This window comes from Paenibacillus sp. BR1-192 (genome assembly GCF_029542445.1).
In the GTDB taxonomy this organism is placed as follows: Bacteria; Bacillota; Bacilli; order Paenibacillales; family Paenibacillaceae; genus Paenibacillus_AQ; species Paenibacillus_AQ lautus_A.
The window spans coordinates 75001-91324 of sequence record NZ_CP120718.1; the positions used below are offsets into that span (position 1 = coordinate 75001).

Annotated in this window: 13 protein-coding genes, 8 tRNA genes and 1 rRNA gene (1 of these 22 cut by a window edge); all 22 read left to right on the forward strand. The window is 51.6% G+C overall.

Annotated elements, in window-relative coordinates:
* Positions 1-1767, forward strand: a 23S ribosomal RNA gene (locus tag P0X86_RS00355); it begins 1163 nt to the left of the window's first position.
* Positions 1768-1848: 81 nt separating this feature from the next.
* A tRNA-Ser gene (locus P0X86_RS00360) sits at positions 1849-1940 on the forward strand.
* A 32-nt stretch (positions 1941-1972) separates the two neighbouring features.
* Positions 1973-2049 (forward strand) — tRNA-Met (locus P0X86_RS00365).
* 9 nt (positions 2050-2058) lie between these two features.
* Positions 2059-2134, forward strand: a tRNA-Val gene (locus P0X86_RS00370).
* Between the two features lie 24 nt (positions 2135-2158).
* Positions 2159-2234: transfer RNA gene (locus P0X86_RS00375), tRNA-Thr, on the forward strand.
* Positions 2235-2247: 13 nt separating this feature from the next.
* Positions 2248-2324: transfer RNA gene (locus tag P0X86_RS00380), tRNA-Asp, on the forward strand.
* 206 nt (positions 2325-2530) lie between these two features.
* Positions 2531-2603 (forward strand) — tRNA-Phe (locus P0X86_RS00385).
* Between the two features lie 12 nt (positions 2604-2615).
* Positions 2616-2701 (forward strand) — tRNA-Tyr (locus P0X86_RS00390).
* Between the two features lie 7 nt (positions 2702-2708).
* A tRNA-Lys gene (locus P0X86_RS00395) sits at positions 2709-2781 on the forward strand.
* Positions 2782-2932: 151 nt separating this feature from the next.
* Positions 2933-4147, forward strand: coding sequence for a PucR family transcriptional regulator (locus P0X86_RS00400; protein ID WP_012818390.1), 1215 nt, complete (start codon positions 2933-2935; stop codon positions 4145-4147).
* Between the two features lie 108 nt (positions 4148-4255).
* The gene (locus P0X86_RS00405) at positions 4256-5380 is read left to right on the forward strand and encodes an ABC transporter ATP-binding protein (protein ID WP_012818391.1); all 1125 of its coding nucleotides are present in this window, start codon (positions 4256-4258) and stop codon (positions 5378-5380) included.
* A 524-nt stretch (positions 5381-5904) separates the two neighbouring features.
* The gene (gene hprK, locus P0X86_RS00410) at positions 5905-6843 is read left to right on the forward strand and encodes an HPr(Ser) kinase/phosphatase (protein ID WP_009595669.1); all 939 of its coding nucleotides are present in this window, start codon (positions 5905-5907) and stop codon (positions 6841-6843) included.
* Between the two features lie 21 nt (positions 6844-6864).
* A complete protein-coding gene (gene lgt / locus P0X86_RS00415) occupies positions 6865-8004 on the forward strand; it encodes a prolipoprotein diacylglyceryl transferase (RefSeq protein WP_277748974.1) in 1140 nt (379 codons plus the stop codon).
* A gap of 7 nt (positions 8005-8011) precedes the next feature.
* A complete protein-coding gene (gene ppaX, locus P0X86_RS00420; RefSeq protein ID WP_036663929.1) occupies positions 8012-8662 on the forward strand; it encodes a pyrophosphatase PpaX in 651 nt (216 codons plus the stop codon).
* 13 nt (positions 8663-8675) lie between these two features.
* Entirely contained in the window at positions 8676-9182 is a 507-nt protein-coding gene (locus tag P0X86_RS00425) for an acyltransferase (protein WP_096777118.1), read from the forward strand.
* A 180-nt stretch (positions 9183-9362) separates the two neighbouring features.
* The gene (locus P0X86_RS00430) at positions 9363-10589 is read left to right on the forward strand and encodes an acyltransferase (RefSeq protein ID WP_277747474.1); all 1227 of its coding nucleotides are present in this window, start codon (positions 9363-9365) and stop codon (positions 10587-10589) included.
* Between the two features lie 347 nt (positions 10590-10936).
* Positions 10937-12130, forward strand: a complete 1194-nt coding sequence (locus tag P0X86_RS00435) for an ATP phosphoribosyltransferase regulatory subunit (RefSeq protein WP_277747475.1) — start codon at positions 10937-10939, stop codon at positions 12128-12130.
* A gap of 52 nt (positions 12131-12182) precedes the next feature.
* Positions 12183-12824 carry an ATP phosphoribosyltransferase gene (hisG, locus tag P0X86_RS00440; protein WP_012818397.1) on the forward strand — a complete coding sequence of 214 codons (642 nt, stop codon included), beginning with the start codon at positions 12183-12185 and terminating at the stop codon, positions 12822-12824.
* Between the two features lie 114 nt (positions 12825-12938).
* The gene (gene hisD, locus P0X86_RS00445; RefSeq protein ID WP_096777120.1) at positions 12939-14222 is read left to right on the forward strand and encodes a histidinol dehydrogenase; all 1284 of its coding nucleotides are present in this window, start codon (positions 12939-12941) and stop codon (positions 14220-14222) included.
* A gap of 65 nt (positions 14223-14287) precedes the next feature.
* Positions 14288-14893, forward strand: coding sequence for an imidazoleglycerol-phosphate dehydratase HisB (gene hisB / locus P0X86_RS00450; RefSeq protein WP_009595657.1), 606 nt, complete (start codon positions 14288-14290; stop codon positions 14891-14893).
* A gap of 3 nt (positions 14894-14896) precedes the next feature.
* A complete protein-coding gene (gene hisH, locus P0X86_RS00455) occupies positions 14897-15505 on the forward strand; it encodes an imidazole glycerol phosphate synthase subunit HisH (RefSeq protein WP_090910390.1) in 609 nt (202 codons plus the stop codon).
* A gap of 37 nt (positions 15506-15542) precedes the next feature.
* Positions 15543-16274: a 1-(5-phosphoribosyl)-5-[(5-phosphoribosylamino)methylideneamino]imidazole-4-carboxamide isomerase gene (gene hisA, locus P0X86_RS00460; RefSeq protein WP_175320827.1), complete on the forward strand. Its 732-nt coding sequence runs from the start codon at positions 15543-15545 to the stop codon at positions 16272-16274.
* The last annotated feature ends 50 nt before the right edge of the window (positions 16275-16324 follow it).

A 16324-nucleotide genomic window follows, 5' to 3' on the forward strand; every position in this document is an offset into this window, starting at 1 on the left:
GACTCTGCGCCGAAAATGTAACGGGGCTAAACACACCACCGAAGCTATGGCTTGATGCGTATGCATCAGGGGTAGGGGAGCGTTGTATGTAGGTTGAAGGTGTACCGTAAGGAGCGCTGGACAGCATACAAGTGAGAATGCCGGTATGAGTAACGAAAAGATCAGTGAGAATCTGATCCGCCGAAAGCCCAAGGTTTCCTGAGGAAGGCTCGTCCGCTCAGGGTAAGTCGGGACCTAAGGTGAGGCCGAAAGGCGTAATCGAAGGACAACAGGTTGAAATTCCTGTACCACCGTAAACCGTTATGAACGATGGGGTGACGCAGGAGGGTAGTGACGCGGACTGATGGATGTCCGTCCAAGCAGTGAGGCTGATGTGTAGGCAAATCCGCACATCGATAAGGCTGGGCTGTGATGGGGAGTGAAAATTACAGTAGCGAAGGTCATGATCTCACACTGCCAAGAAAAGCCTCTAGTCAGGGGAAGGTGCCCGTACCGCAAACCGACACAGGTAGGCGAGAAGAGAATTCTAAGGCGCGCGGAAGAACTCTCGTTAAGGAACTCGGCAAAATGACCCCGTAACTTCGGGAGAAGGGGTGCCTCGGTAGGGTGAATAGCCCGAGGGGGCCGCAGTGAAAAGGCCCAAGCGACTGTTTAGCAAAAACACAGGTCTGTGCGAAGCCGTAAGGCGAAGTATACGGGCTGACGCCTGCCCGGTGCTGGAAGGTTAAGGGGAGCGGTTAGGGGCAATCCGAAGCTGTGAACCGAAGCCCCAGTAAACGGCGGCCGTAACTATAACGGTCCTAAGGTAGCGAAATTCCTTGTCAGGTAAATTCTGACCCGCACGAATGGCGTAACGACTTGGGCGCTGTCTCAACGAGAGATCCGGTGAAATTTTAATACCTGTGAAGATGCAGGTTACCCGCGACAAGACGGAAAGACCCCATGGAGCTTTACTGCAGCTTGATATTGGATTTGGGTACGATCTGTACAGGATAGGTGGGAGCCTTTGAAGCATGAGCGCCAGCTTGTGTGGAGGCGACGTTGGGATACCACCCTGATCGTATCTAGGTTCTAACCTGGTACCGTAATCCGGTACGGGGACAGTGTCAGGCGGGCAGTTTGACTGGGGCGGTCGCCTCCTAAAGAGTAACGGAGGCGCCCCAAGGTTCCCTCAGAATGGTTGGAAATCATTCGAAGAGTGCAAAGGCATAAGGGAGCTTGACTGCGAGACCTACAAGTCGAGCAGGGACGAAAGTCGGGCTTAGTGATCCGGTGGTACCGCATGGAAGGGCCATCGCTCAACGGATAAAAGCTACCCTGGGGATAACAGGCTTATCTCCCCCAAGAGTCCACATCGACGGGGAGGTTTGGCACCTCGATGTCGGCTCATCGCATCCTGGGGCTGAAGTAGGTCCCAAGGGTTGGGCTGTTCGCCCATTAAAGCGGTACGCGAGCTGGGTTCAGAACGTCGTGAGACAGTTCGGTCCCTATCTGTCGTGGGCGTAGGAAATTTGAGAGGAGCTGTCCTTAGTACGAGAGGACCGGGATGGACGTACCGCTGGTGCACCAGTTGTTCCGCCAGGAGCATGGCTGGGTAGCTACGTACGGACGGGATAAGCGCTGAAAGCATCTAAGCGTGAAGCCCCCCTCAAGATGAGATTTCCCAATTAGTAAGACCCCTTGAAGACGACGAGGTAGATAGGTTGGAGGTGGAAGTGCAGCAATGCATGGAGCTGACCAATACTAATCGGTCGAGGGCTTATCCAAATATATTTCAATGTGCTGCAAATATCGTTTCGTATCTAGTTTTCAGGGAATCAATCTCTGTAACTGCATACAAGTTATGATGGAGAGATACCCAAGTGGCTATAAGGGGACCCTCTGCTAAGGGGTTAGACTGCGTAAGCGGTGCGAGGGTTCGAATCCCTCTCTCTCCGCCATTTGAATAACTTGGATGCAATAAGGTTTATATGGCGGTGTAGCTCAGCTGGCTAGAGCGTACGGTTCATACCCGTGAGGTCGGGGGTTCGATCCCCTCCGCCGCTACCATACATACCTGGAGGCTTAGCTCAGCTGGGAGAGCATCTGCCTTACAAGCAGAGGGTCGGGGGTTCGATCCCCTCAGCCTCCACCATGTATATTTTTATTACCTTGCCATGCCGGTGTAGCTCAATTGGTAGAGCAACTGACTTGTAATCAGTAGGTTGGGGGTTCAAGTCCTCTCGCCGGCACCATCTTTAATAATGCGGAACTGTGGTGTAGAGGCCTAACATGCCTGCCTGTCACGCAGGAGATCGCGGGTTCGAATCCCGTCAGTTCCGCCATTATTTACAAGCTTCAGGGATGAGAATCCATAACCGGGTTCGTCGGAGCATATCCTCGTTAGCACAGACTTCGCAGTCTGGAACGAAGAGAGAGTATTCCGTCAGTTCCGCCATTATTACTCCTAAGGAATAAAAATGGTCGGTTTTCCACAGATTAAAGTGGGAAGTGTTGCACTCCGCACTTTATTTTAATGTTATTCATGTTTGGCTCGGTAGCTCAGTCGGTAGAGCAGAGGACTGAAAATCCTCGTGTCGGCGGTTCGATTCCGTCCCGAGCCACCTTTATATTTTGGAGGATTAGCGAAGTGGCCAAACGCAGCAGACTGTAAATCTGTTCTCGTCCGAGTTCGGTGGTTCGAATCCATCATCCTCCACCAGTAATAAGAGCCATTAGCTCAGTTGGTAGAGCACCTGACTTTTAATCAGGGTGTCGAAGGTTCGAGTCCTTCATGGCTCATCCGAAAGGGTCGTCAACGTTGTTGACGGCTCTTTTTGTGTTGTTTTACTGAACTATTTCCTAAGGCACACGGACTTAAAGAGAAGGAATTGTCGTTTGTGCAGGATGATATGCTAAAATAAGAAAAAACGATAAAGTGGTGGAGTCATCAATGGTGGAGATGGAGCATATCGTTCAGAAACTGGAGCAGACCTTGGGTACCTCACTCGGCTTAAAAACATTGAATGAGCAGGAATCGCTATGGCTCACGGAATCGATGGCGATCACTTCGCGATACGGTGACCGGTTAGGTCGAGAAGAAAGTGCTGCAAGTTCAAATCGCCATGGAGAAAAAGTAAGCTCAAACACAACACGAATGGTTGATGGTGCTTATGTGCATAAGGAGCTTGGTGAGATTTGGTTTCCCGTTAATCAACAGGATCTGAGCCGAGTACTCGTGGCGGATTCCAATGCTTTGACGGAGTCGGAGATTGGGCTTGTCGCTCTTTTATTGGCGAACCTTCAGGAAGCGCCTTCAGGTGCGATGTCAAAGAATGCAGCCAAGGTTGAAGAAGAACGGCGCGCCCAGCAGTTGGGCGGTTGGTTGAAAGAGCGCCTTCAAGCCGGCGAGCTGCTTGCTGAACTGCCGGATGAGATGCTGATTCGGACAAGCTTGACGGAGGAAATGGTCCCCTTTCTACTCATTCATGAGAGCGAGCATGCTCCCACGCCAAGTTATAAAGCGCTGCTGCGGTTGTTGCGCAGTTATTTTGACGGGGATATCGTTCTTGTGCCGCTGCTGGATAAGGAATGGATTATCCTTGCCAATCAAGAGCTGTTGGGTGGCATAACGACGGATGATAAAGAGGAAGCATCCTCGGAAGCCGATCAGGATTTGCTGTCCTTATTCTGTATGGGGCTGTACGAGCTCATTTCAACGGAATGGGTGGGCGATTTTCATATTTCGGCGATCCCGGCAGTCAATGCGCTTCATGCTTTGCCGCAGACGGTTGGCATGCTGCGAGAGACCATGACCATTGGGCGTACTTTTCAGGTCAAGGAGCATATTCATCTGTCGACCGGTCTTCATCTGGAACGTCTGGTCTACAGCATTCCTGAGTATCAACGGAATCAATTCCTGCGGGAGTACGCTGCCGGACATACCGACTTATTCGAGGACAGTGAGACTTTGTCGACGCTGGAGTCTTTTTTTGAATTGGACTGCAATGTGAGCGAGACGGCCAAACACCTGTATATTCACCGAAATACGCTGCTGTACCGACTGGATAAGATCAAACAGGAGACGGGGCTTGACGTTCGCAGCTTCAGTGACGCGGTATTGGTGAAAATAACGCTTCTATTGTATAAAGTGACGAAAAGGAAATAGGTTTTTTGTGCAGATTGTGTATAGCAAGTCAGGTGCCTATGGGGTAATATAAGATTATAAATTAATTGTATTCGATTTCATAACATTCATATGAGGGGGCAAATGCACATGGCTGGTGTACGCTTAGAGCATATTTACAAAAAGTATGCAGGTGCGGATAAAGCAACTGTAATTGACGTTAATTTGGATATTAAAGATAAAGAATTCTTGGTATTGGTAGGTCCTTCCGGTTGCGGTAAGTCTACGACACTTCGTATGATCGCAGGTCTTGAGGAAATTTCCGAGGGTAAACTTTACATTGGCGACCGCGTTGTTAACGATGTAGCACCTAAAGATCGTGACATCGCGATGGTATTCCAATCCTACGCCTTGTATCCGCATATGAACGTATATCAGAACATGGCATTCGGTTTGAAACTCCGTAAAGTGAAGAAAGACGAAATCGATAAGCGTGTACGTGAAGCAGCGAAAATCCTGGATATCGAGCATTTGCTCGAGCGTAAACCGAAAGCTCTTTCCGGTGGTCAGCGTCAGCGTGTCGCCTTGGGCCGTGCGATTGTCCGTGATCCACAAGTCTTCTTGATGGATGAGCCGCTTTCCAACTTGGATGCGAAACTCCGCGGTCAGATGCGTGCTGAAATTACTAAGCTGGTGAAGCGTCTTGAAACCACTTGTATCTATGTAACGCATGACCAAACAGAAGCTATGACGATGGGTGACCGTATCGTTGTTATGCAGGATGGCATCATTCAACAAGCGGATTCTCCAGAGCAGCTGTACAACAATCCGAACAACCTGTTCGTTGCTGGTTTCATTGGTTCCCCAACCATGAACTTCATCAACGGTAAATTGTCCGAGCAAAACGGTGGCGTATACTTCACTTCCCAGGGCTTGAACGTTCAAGTTCCAGGCGGTAAGGCACAATTGCTCAAAAATAAATCCATGATTGGCAAAGAAGTAATCATGGGTGTTCGTCCGGAAGATATTCATGAAGAGCCAGTATTCCTGGAAGCTTCCCCGAACACAATCTTCACAGCGAAAGTGGACGTAACCGAGAACCTTGGTCACGAAATGCTCTTGTACCTCAGCGGCTTGGGCACCGACACAGTTATCGGCCGTGTAGACGGACGTTCGACTACTCGCGAAGGCGACAATGTGAAATTGGCACTCGACATGAACAAAGTTCATATCTTTGATAAAGAGTCTGAATTGAACGTATTGCTCGAAGATTAATCTTCAGCAATCGAGATCTCTTGAAAACCGCCCCTCAAGGGGCGGTTTTTTTAGGAGAAAAAGACATAAAACTAGGCAGTTTCTGCCCTTATCCGAAGGGTTCAGGCAATTCTAGCAGACGGTAGAAGTGGTCCTAGTAAAAGTGTGTAAAGCAGACAACCAATTGTCGATATAGAAAGAGAGTTATCTTTAGTAATAGAACATCTGTTTTTTAGTCGCAGTATGCCATAGCAGCGTAGCTTCACTCCTGGATAAGTCCAATGTCCTGCTATCGGATAGCCGGTTAGAATTGCATTCATTGGCTTTTTTCGATAAGATAAGCACAAAGCAAGGCATACATAAGCATTGAACGTATGGGTTGTTGGGGCGTATTCCATGAAGCATGACCGACCGCCGGCAAGGCTTGTGACGTCCTATTTAATTAGTAAAGTAACCGATCATGAAATATATCATCCAAAACGAACCGTGCAGCATGCCGGTTGCGTTGTGATGTCAACATACAATGGAAGAAGAGGGGTAAGACCATGGCCAAGAAAGTGAAGGTATCCGAGCTGGTCCAGCAGTTTCAGCTGGAGGTCATCGCAGGTGAGGAAGGCTTGAAACGTCAGATTACAACGGACGATCTGAATCGCCCGGGATTGGAAATGGCCGGTTATTTTGAATATCATCCGCGGGAACGGGTTCAGCTTATGGGGCGCACGGAGCTGGCTTTCTTCGGAATGCTGAAGCCGGAAGAGCGGAAAGAACGCATGCGCAGCCTGTGTACGGAAGAAACGCCTTGCATCGTGGTTACGCGTTCCCTGGAAGTGCCGGAAGAGCTGGTGGAGCTCGGCAATGAAAGAGGTTTGCCCGTGCTGCGCAGCAGCATGGCGACGACCATCCTGACAAGCCGATTCACGAGTTTCCTGGAACGCAGACTTGCGCCAACGACGACCATCCACGGGGTATTGTGCGATGTATATGGCGTGGGGATGCTGATCACGGGCTCGAGCGGTATCGGGAAAAGCGAAACGGCTCTGGAGCTCGTCAAACGCGGACACCGCTTAATCGCTGACGACGCGGTGGAGATCCGCCAGACGTCGGATTTTCAGCTGCATGGAACAGCGCCTGAGCTGATTCGCCATCTGCTGGAGATTCGCGGGGTCGGTATTATTAACGTTATGACATTATTCGGTGCTGGCGCCGTTCGGAATAATAAACGGATTACGCTTGTTGTTCGATTGGAGGCCTGGCAGCAGGATAAACAGTATGATCGTCTGGGATTAGATGAAGAGACAACACGAATTATAGAGACGGATATCCCTCTGGTCACCATTCCGGTTCGTCCAGGACGTAACCTTGCGGTTATTATTGAAGTGGCAGCTATGAACTACAGATTGAAGCAAATGGGACTGAATGCTGCACTGCAGTTTACGAACAAGCTGACGGCAACGATTGCTGAAGATATGGACGATTTGGACTAGGACTAGGGAGGGTTATAAGTGATGCAAACATTGCTCATCGATCCGGTGGCGTTCTCCATCGGATCGCTGCGTGTTCATTGGTATGGCTTGATTTTGGGCCTGGGTGCCTTGGCAGGTCTGCTGCTGGCCATTCGCGAAGGGAAGCGTTTTGGCATTCCGCAGGAATTTTTCATGGATTTGCTCTTGCTTGGGGTTCCTTCCGCTATTATCGGTGCTCGTATTTATTATGTAGCTTTTAAATGGGAAGACTATAAGGATAACTTCCTGGATGTGTTCAAAATATGGAATGGCGGGATTGCGATATTCGGCGCCCTGATCGGCGCCATTATCTGTGCGTTGATCTATGTTCGCCGAAAAGGCTACAACTTCTGGCGGATTGCCGATATCTGTGCGCCGTCCCTGTTGGCCGGCCAGATCATTGGACGATGGGGGAACTTCGTTAACCAGGAAGCCTATGGCGGTCCTGTCAGCGAGTCTTTCTTGCGCGGAGAGCTGCATTTGCCTGATTTTATCGTGAATCAAATGAACGTACAGGGCGTATTCCATCACCCTACCTTCTTATATGAATCGCTGTGGAACCTGTTGGGTATCGTCATACTGCTTATCATTCGCAGACAGAAATTTCTGCGGGCAGGCGAACTCTTCATCGGGTACTTCATCTGGTATTCCATCGGCCGGTTCTTTATTGAAGCGGTGCGGACGGACAGCTTGGCTTTCCAAGGGGCCACAGGACTTGCCGATTTCATTAACAATACGTTATGGGCACCGATGACTTGGATGGGCTTTGAACTGGGCCACCTGGATCCGGCTTATGGCAACATTCGAATCTCCCAGCTGCTGTCCGTGTTGATCGTCATTGGAGGCATCGTGCTGATCATAGTGCGCCGTGTGACGGGCCGCGCCAATGTGCGTTATTTGGACCCGATCGTGTCGACGAAGTCGGGAGCAGGTCCAACGCCGGAAGCCGATCTTCAAACGAACAAAACCGTCAAGTCTTCTGCGCCGGCTCCTGCTAAACAGCATAAACTGGCCGCAGAACCGGAGGAAATGGCGGATAAAGACGTTGTTACCCAAGCAGAGGAGACAGAAGTCAAATCCTCACCACGGGCAGAAGAAGACACTCCGACAATAAAACCGGATACGGAGGACAAAAAGGAGTAGTTGCAGCATGATCGAAACCGTACTGTTTGATTTGGACGGCACCATTATCGACACGAATGAATTGATTATCTCATCGTTTATGCATGTTTTCGAGGCGCAGGCCCCGGGACCGTTGACCAGAGAGCAGATCATTCCGCATATGGGAACCACGCTGGAACAGCAGCTGCAGGCTTTCTCAGGGGGCGTCGAGGATGTCAGTCCGCTTATCAAAGCCTATCGCTCTTTCAACACGATCCATCATGATGACATGGTCAAACCATTCCCGCATGTGAACGAAGTCGTGGAGCGCCTTCATCGTCACGGGCTTTCGCTCGGGATCGTAACCACGAAGATCCGTCCTTCCACCATGATGACGCTGGAGAAGTACGATCTGGAGCGCTTCATGTCGGCGATTGTTACGGTAAACGACGTGGAGCATCCGAAACCGCATCCGGAGCCCGTTCTGACGGCGATTGAGCAGCTGGGGGCCAATCCGGCCACCACTTTGATGATCGGAGACAGTCCAGTGGACATTCAGTCTGCCAAGGCGGCGGGCGTGAAGGCCGCCGCTGTAGCTTGGTCCCTCAAGGGTGAGCAAAAGCTGATGGAGTACGGGCCGGATTTTATATTGAAGGATATGAGAGATCTGTATGAAATCGTAGGACTTCAAGAGGAATAGGAGTTTTGGCAGCATGGCCAGAAAGATTACCCGTTATCCTGTAGAAGGCCCCAACGCGTTATGGCAAATCTACCGCACCGTGAGCCCGTTCAAGGGCGTCAAGAACTTCATTTTTATCCAGATCGCCCGGTATTGTCCTATCCTGCCTATGAAGAATTGGATCTATCGCCATATGCTCGGGATGAAAGTGGGGAAGCATACCGCGTTTGGATTGATGGTCATGGTGGATGTGTTTTTTCCGGAGAAAATAACCATCGGCGAGAATTCGGTCATCGGCTACAACACGACCATTCTGGCTCACGAGTATTTAATAAAGGAATATCGTTTGGGTGAAGTGCGGATCGGGGAGAACGTGCTCATCGGCGCGAATACCACGATTTTGCCTGGCGTAACGATCGGAGACGGCGCGGTCGTTGCTGCCGGATCTGTCGTACATAAGGATGTGGCACCAGGTGTTTTTGTAGGCGGGAATCCATTGCGAGAGCTGAAGAGGACATCGACGGAAAGCGAGTCAATTTGAGGTAATGTGACAAGTCAGGTTCTCAAGCTTGCTGAATTGTTGTAGAATGAGTAAAGGATAACCTGACACAAAGCGAACAATAGTCCCCGGGGTATGATGGCCTTGAGGGACTTTTTTGCCCGTCCATTCGCATACATTGACTCTATCAACAAACTCGAAAACAAGGAGGCGACGCCTGACATGGGTGCAACGCTGAACAAAAAGGAAAGGCTGCCGCAGCTCGATATCTATCGTGCGCTGGCCATCCTGGGCGTGCTTCACGTTCATGCGACTTCATTTGCAACGGTGGATGCGATTGATTCGCGATTCTATTATATTATTAATTTTTTGAATATTTTCTTTAAATACGGTACGCCCTCTTTTATATTCCTAAGCAGCTTTGTGCTGTTCTATAACTATGCGGACCGGACGCTGACCAAGGACTTGATCAAAAACTTCTACAAACGGCGGCTCTTGTACATTTTGCTGCCGTACGTGTTGTTCTCGATCATCTACTTCTTTGTGCGGATGTATCAGAACGGGATGCTGAACAGTTCGTTTGATCTATGGGCACAGATGCCGCTATTCTTTGAACGCTTGGCTCGAGGGCAGAATTATACGCACTTATACTTTGTATTTATCAGTTTGCAGTTCTATATTCTGTTTCCGATCTTCCTCAAGCTGTTCAAATCCTCACGGTTTCTCGTAAGGTGGGCGGTGCCGATCGGATTCCTGCTGCAATGGGGTTTCATCATCTGGAACAAATACGAGCTGCAGTACACGTTTAAAGGCAGCTTGGCCATTTCGTATTTAGCCTACTATATGCTGGGCGCTTATCTGGCGATGAATTACGATAAATTCAAGGGCTGGCTGACGTCATCATGGAAAAAGCAAACCTCTGGTCAAAGAGCAGGCACGATCGTTTTATGGGCCGGCTGGCTCGCGATGGCGCTGACGCATGTGCAGATTTGGTACAATCAGAGATTGCATGGCGCCAAATATGATTCCCTATTGTACGAGTTGTTGTGGAATCTGCACACCGTGTTCTCCGCGATAGTGCTGATGCAGCTGGCGAGCTGGCTGTATAGCAGCGGCTGGAAACTCATCGTGAAAGTGCTGACGCGGATTGGCGAGCTGTCTTTCGCGATCTATCTCGTGCACCCGCTCTGGCTGTTCCTGTATCGGGAATTCGATCCGAAGCTGAATCCGGTAACCGATGATTATCTGATCTGGATATACGGGGGGATGGTAACGGCATTGATCGTCAGTGCGTTAGTGGTGCAGACGGTGTTCCGGTGGATTCCAGGGTCGTGGATGCTGCTGGGCAGCGTTCCTCGATCATTGAAGCCATCCTCGAAAGCACCTGCGACACCATCGCAGAGAAAAGACACCGTTACGGGCGACAGCAAGAAATCGGTCGATCTATAGGAACATCAGGCCTAATGTTAAAACTTCTTATCCTTCATCATGAAGCAAAGCCGTCCGGGCTGCCGGGCGGTTTTTTTATTGGCGCCATCCGGATCCATGCAGGGGTTCAGCCAATTAGACAAGCAAGCCACGCTGGTCCGTTCTTGTGTTACAATTATACCCAGAAGTTAGACGGATCTATTGATGCGTAAGGCGGGTAACGACAGAGAACGATACATAGCAGAACGCATGCGTATGCATTGACGATCAGGCAGGATTCATGGTAATATAGCCAATATCCTTTAATTTATTAGCAAGGTACCACTTTACCATATTAAAGACTTTTACTGAATTTGAGGTGGAGCGTCATGTCTAAACCGAAAGGCTTCGAGAAACCGGCAGGTGTTCGTGATTATCTTCCTCATGCGGTCACCAAGCTGCGTCGGATTGAACGCGAAGTGCTTGCATGCATGGACCGCTGGGGTTACCGGCAGATTATGACACCAACGATGGAATATTACGATACGGTAGGCGTGGCAAGCTCTACGTCGGACCAGAAGCTGTTTAAACTATTGAATAAACGCGGAACGACGATGGTGCTGCGTTCCGATCTGACCGCTCCCATAGCGCGGGTCATGTCCTCGCTGCTGAAGGATGAGCCGCTTCCGGTGCGTTTGTCTTACCATGCCAATGTATTTCGCGCCATTGAGGAGGAAGCGGGGCGGGAAGCGGAATTCTTCCAGACCGGCGTCGAGCTTGTGGGCGATGATACGCCGGAAGCCGATGCCGAAGTGATTGCGCTGGCCATCGAATCTCTGAAGGCGGCAGGCGTGGAGAAATTCAAAATCGCGATGGGTCATATGGGTTATCTGAATGGCCTGCTTCAAGAAGTGCTGCCGGATCGGACGGAGGATCAGGAGAGCCTGAAGCAGGATTTGCTGAACCGCGACTACGTCGGATACCGCAACACCATTGCCAGCCTGAGCCTGACGGAGGTACAGCAGGACCAGCTGGAGGGAATCCTGAAGCTGCGTGGAGGCAGGGAGATTGCCGGGCAAGCTCTCGAGATTAGCAGCAATGAACTCGCGAGAGCTTCTATCGAGCATCTGAGCAAGGTATGGGAAGTGCTTGAGGCTTACGACGTCTCCAGACATGTTCTGTTTGACTTGACGATGCTCGGAGACTTCTCCTATTACACGGGAATGACGTTCGAGGGTTACGCTGCGGAGCTGGGCTCTCCCGTCGCAAGCGGCGGTCGTTACGACAAGCTGCTTCGGCAGTTTGGCCGTGCCGTTCCGGCAACAGGATTTGCACTCAAGACCAATCGCATTCTCGATGGGGTGCAAGGAGAGGAGATTGTCGAGGAATTGCCCATTCTGATCCGGTACACGGCTTCCCATCGAAAGGAAGGACTGGCTAGAGCCTCAGAACTTCGGGCGCAGGGACATTCCGTCATCACTTCGATCATACCGGATTCGGCTAATGCCCGAGATGCCGAGGTACCCGTTGTGTCCGGCAGTCTGCTCAATAGAGGATACCGAGAGGTCATTACCCTTCGATAGGAAGCGGATCTATACGATTATCATATAAGTTTAAGGTCAGGAGGATTCGAACGTGGCGGAAACGTTGAAAGTAGCGATGCCCAAAGGGCGCATATATAAAAAAGCATCCGCGCTGTTCCGTTCAGCCGGACTTCCGATACCCCTCGACGTGGATGAGACGCGCAAGCTGGTCATTCCCTTGCCGGAGGCAGGAATGGAATTTATCCTGGCGAAGCCGGTGGATGTGCCGACTTATGTGGAATACGGCGTGGCGGATATCGGTATCGTCGGCAAGGACGTGCTGATGGAAGAGAACAAGGACGTCTATGAGCTGCTTGATCTCGGCATTGCGCGGTGCAGGATGTCGGTCATCGGCTTGCCGGACTGGAAGCCGGGCATCAGGCAGCGGGTTGCCACCAAATATCCGAACGTGGCTTCACAGTATTTCCGTGAGCAGGGCCAGCAGGTTGAAGTGGTTAAACTGAACGGTTCCATCGAGCTTGCACCGCTCATCGGCTTGGCAGACCGGATCGTGGATATGGTGGAAACAGGCCAAACGCTTAAAGAGAACGGACTTGTAGAGATGACCAGCATCTTTGAAATTACAAGCCGCCTGATTGCCAATCGCGTCAGTTATCGGATGAAGAATGATGAAATTCAGGCATTGTGCGATCGGCTGCAAACGGTCATTATGTCTGAGGGAGCGAATATTTAGCGCTAAGAAATAAGGCACCAACTGGATGAGCATGGATGATCGAATGGATCATCCTTCATTCATTAAGAAACGCTATGCATGTAACATGATGGAGCGGGATTGGGGGAGATTAAGATGAAGGTAGTGTCAGCACGGGACTTTGAGCTGAAACGGGAAAATGATTACGGCACACCAGAGCAGAATGAAGTCGTGAAGGCGATTGTGCGGGATATTCGGTCCGAAGGAGATGTCGCCTTGCTGCGGCATACCGAACAATTGGACCGTGTCCGTCTGACCGCAGGTCAGCTTCGCGTAACAGATGAGGAGCTCAAGGCAGCTTATGATCATGTGGAGCCTTCGTTCGTGAAGGCGATACAAGCCGCGGCAGACAACATTCGCGCATTTCATGTGAAGCAGAAGCGGAATTCCTGGATGGATCTACAGCCGGACGGCAGCATCTTGGGACAAATCATTCGTCCGTTGAAACGCGTCGGTGTCTATGTGCCCGGTGGAAAGGCAGCCTATCCTTCATCCGTGCTGATGAACGTGATCCCGGCCCAAGTGGCAGGCGTGCCCGAAATCGTCATGGTCACTCCCCCGGCAACCGGCGGGAAGGACGGAATCAATCCCTATATTCTGGTGGCTGCAGCGGAGGCAGGCGTTACGGAAATCTACCGCGTAGGAGGAGCACAAGCCATTGCGGCATTGGCCTACGGCACGGACACCATTTCCCCCGTGGATAAGATTTGCGGGCCCGGCAATATTTACGTTGCCCTGGCCAAACGTGAAGTGTACGGGGCAGTCAATATTGACAGCCTGGCCGGTCCAAGCGAGATTGCGGTATTGGCCGATGAACATGCAGATGCTTCGTATATTGCAGCGGATCTGCTTTCCCAAGCTGAGCATGACGAGATGGCATCGGCCATTCTCGTGACGCCTTCCCGAAAGCTGGGCGAGGCCGTTGCCGCCGAAGTAGAGCGGCAGCTTGAGCTGCTGCCGCGGCGGGACATCGCCCGCGCTTCCGTGGACAGCTATGGTGCGGTTATCGTCACGGAATCCCTTCGGGAAGGGATCGAAGTCATTAACCGTTTAGCGCCGGAGCATCTGGAAATCGTGACGGAGGAGCCGATGGCGATCGTGGGCCAGATCGAGAACGCAGGCGCGATCTTCCTGGGACCGTATAGCTCGGAGCCGGTAGGCGATTATTTTGCAGGACCGAACCATATCATTCCGACGAATGGGACGGCACGGTTCGCATCGCCAGTGGATCTGGACGATTTCATTAAGAAATCGAGCTTGATCTACTACAGTAAAGAAGCGCTGCTGCGCGACGGCGAACAGATCATGGAGCTGGCCCGGCGCGAGGGGCTTGAGGGCCATGCCCGGGCGATCGAAATCCGGCTTGAACAAGAACGATAAGAAATCAGACCAGAACAGGCATCATTTGTTCATCATAAATATTCCGTATAGAGGAGGCAATCCACGTGAGCAGTTTGGATGCAGCAGCAAGATCAGCCGGCGTGAGCCGCAAAACCAATGAGACCGACATTGCCCTGGATTTCAATGTCGATGGGACCGGGATTTCGGAATTGGAGACCGATGTGCCGTTTCTGAATCATATGCTTGATTTGTTCACGAAGCATGGCCAGTTTGATCTTCGCGTCAAGGCAAAGGGCGATATCGAGATCGATGACCACCACACGGTGGAGGATATCGGGATCTGCTTAGGGCAGACGTTCCGCGAAGCGCTGGGCGATAAAAAAGGCATCAAACGTTATGCCAGCGTGTTTGTCCCGATGGATGAGGCGCTTGCTCAAGTTATCGTGGATATCAGCAACCGCCCGCATTTTGAATACCGGGCGGAGTATCCTTCGCAGCAGGTAGGCTCTTTTCATACCGAGCTTGTCCATGAATTTCTGTGGAAATTGGCGCTGGAAGCCCGGATCACGCTGCATGTCATCGTTCATTACGGACACAATACCCATCATATGATTGAAGCGGTGTTTAAGGCGCTCGGCCGTGCATTGGATGAGGCGACCACCGTGGATCCGCGGGTGACCGGCGTACCGTCCACGAAGGGAGTGCTCTAAACGATGGCCATTGCAATCGTGGATTACGGCATGGGCAATCTGCACAGCGTGAGCAAAGCGGTAGAGCGGCTTGGGTATCAGCCGCTCGTTACGGGGGAGCGGGAGGAGCTTCTGGCGGCGGATGGCATCATTCTGCCCGGAGTCGGCGCATTCGGAGATGCCATGGAGCAGCTCCGCGAAGCCTCGCTGGACTCGGTCATGAAGGAAGCAGCGGAGTCGGGAAAACCGCTGCTGGGGATCTGCCTCGGCATGCAGCTCCTGTTCAGCCGGAGCGAGGAGCATGGCAAGTATGAAGGGCTGGATATCCTGCCCGGATCGGTTGTGCGGTTTGCGGGTGGGGACTACAAGGTGCCGCATATGGGCTGGAATTCATTGCAGTTCGAGAAGCGGGAGCACCCGCTGTTTGCGGGACTTGAGGAAGGTCATGTGTATTTTGTCCACTCGTATCATGTTCTTCCTGAGGTTCAGGCTGATTTGCTGGCGGTTACCGATTACGGCCAGCCAGTGACGGCCATCGTGGGCCGCGGTTCGGTGTACGGCATGCAGTTCCATCCCGAGAAGAGCGGGGAGCTTGGGATGAGCCTGCTTCGCAATTTTTTGGCTTTAACGTAAGACGAACGAATAGACCAATTGGAAAGTGGGAATGGGGATGTCCTCTTTTATCATATATCCGGCAATCGATATTCGCGGCGGCAAATGCGTCAGGCTGGTCCAAGGCGATTATAATCAAGAAACGGTGTACAATGACAATCCGCTCGAGGTAGCCAAATCGTGGGAAGAGCAGGGCGGCACATTTATTCATCTCGTGGATTTGGACGGCGCGAAGGCAGGTCAGCCGGTGAACGACGACATTATCGGGAAGATTGCATCCAGCGTCCAGGTTCCGGTTCAAGTAGGCGGAGGCCTGCGCACGCTGGCGGATGTGGAGCGGCTGCTGTCGCTCGGCGTCAGCCGGGTTATCATCGGCACGGCAGCGATCGAAGACCGCGTCTTTACGGAAGAGGTGCTGGGCAAATACGGGGATAAGGTGGCCATCGGCATCGACGCGCGCAACGGATACGTCGCAACGAGAGGCTGGCTGGAAACGTCGGAGGTTCAAGCCGAGGTGTTGGCAAAAGAATTAGCGGCCAAAGGAGCGGAAACCTTCATCTTCACCGACATTTCCCGCGACGGGATGATGCAAGGACCAAACGTAGAGGCGATTGTCTCGCTGGCCAAAGCCAGCGGCCGCTCGGTCATCGCTTCGGGCGGCGTGACGAAGCTGGACGATCTGCTGGCGCTCAGCGCGCACAGCGGGGACGGTGTAGGCGGAGCGATCGTGGGCAAGGCGCTGTATACAGGCAATATTGATCTGAAAGAGGCTATTACGCGAATCCAATGAGGATTTGAACCAGTGTCTGTTCGAATCATCATGGATCGATAGAGTTCATA

Bases quoted from the DNA above. Each gene is read 5' to 3' on its own strand.
- P0X86_RS00430 (WP_277747474.1), top strand. From the start codon at position 9,363: ATGGGTGCAACGCTGAACAAAAAGGAAAGGCTGCCGCAGCTCGATATC.
- lgt (WP_277748974.1), top strand. From the start codon at position 6,865: ATGCAAACATTGCTCATCGATCCGGTGGCGTTCTCCATCGGATCGCTG.
- P0X86_RS00435 (WP_277747475.1), top strand. From the start codon at position 10,937: ATGTCTAAACCGAAAGGCTTCGAGAAACCGGCAGGTGTTCGTGATTAT.
- hisD (WP_096777120.1), top strand. From the start codon at position 12,939: ATGAAGGTAGTGTCAGCACGGGACTTTGAGCTGAAACGGGAAAATGAT.
- P0X86_RS00400 (WP_012818390.1), top strand. From the start codon at position 2,933: ATGGTGGAGATGGAGCATATCGTTCAGAAACTGGAGCAGACCTTGGGT.
- hisH (WP_090910390.1), top strand. From the start codon at position 14,897: ATGGCCATTGCAATCGTGGATTACGGCATGGGCAATCTGCACAGCGTG.
- hisA (WP_175320827.1), top strand. From the start codon at position 15,543: ATGTCCTCTTTTATCATATATCCGGCAATCGATATTCGCGGCGGCAAA.
- ppaX (WP_036663929.1), top strand. From the start codon at position 8,012: ATGATCGAAACCGTACTGTTTGATTTGGACGGCACCATTATCGACACG.
- P0X86_RS00425 (WP_096777118.1), top strand. From the start codon at position 8,676: ATGGCCAGAAAGATTACCCGTTATCCTGTAGAAGGCCCCAACGCGTTA.
- P0X86_RS00405 (WP_012818391.1), top strand. From the start codon at position 4,256: ATGGCTGGTGTACGCTTAGAGCATATTTACAAAAAGTATGCAGGTGCG.
- hprK (WP_009595669.1), top strand. From the start codon at position 5,905: ATGGCCAAGAAAGTGAAGGTATCCGAGCTGGTCCAGCAGTTTCAGCTG.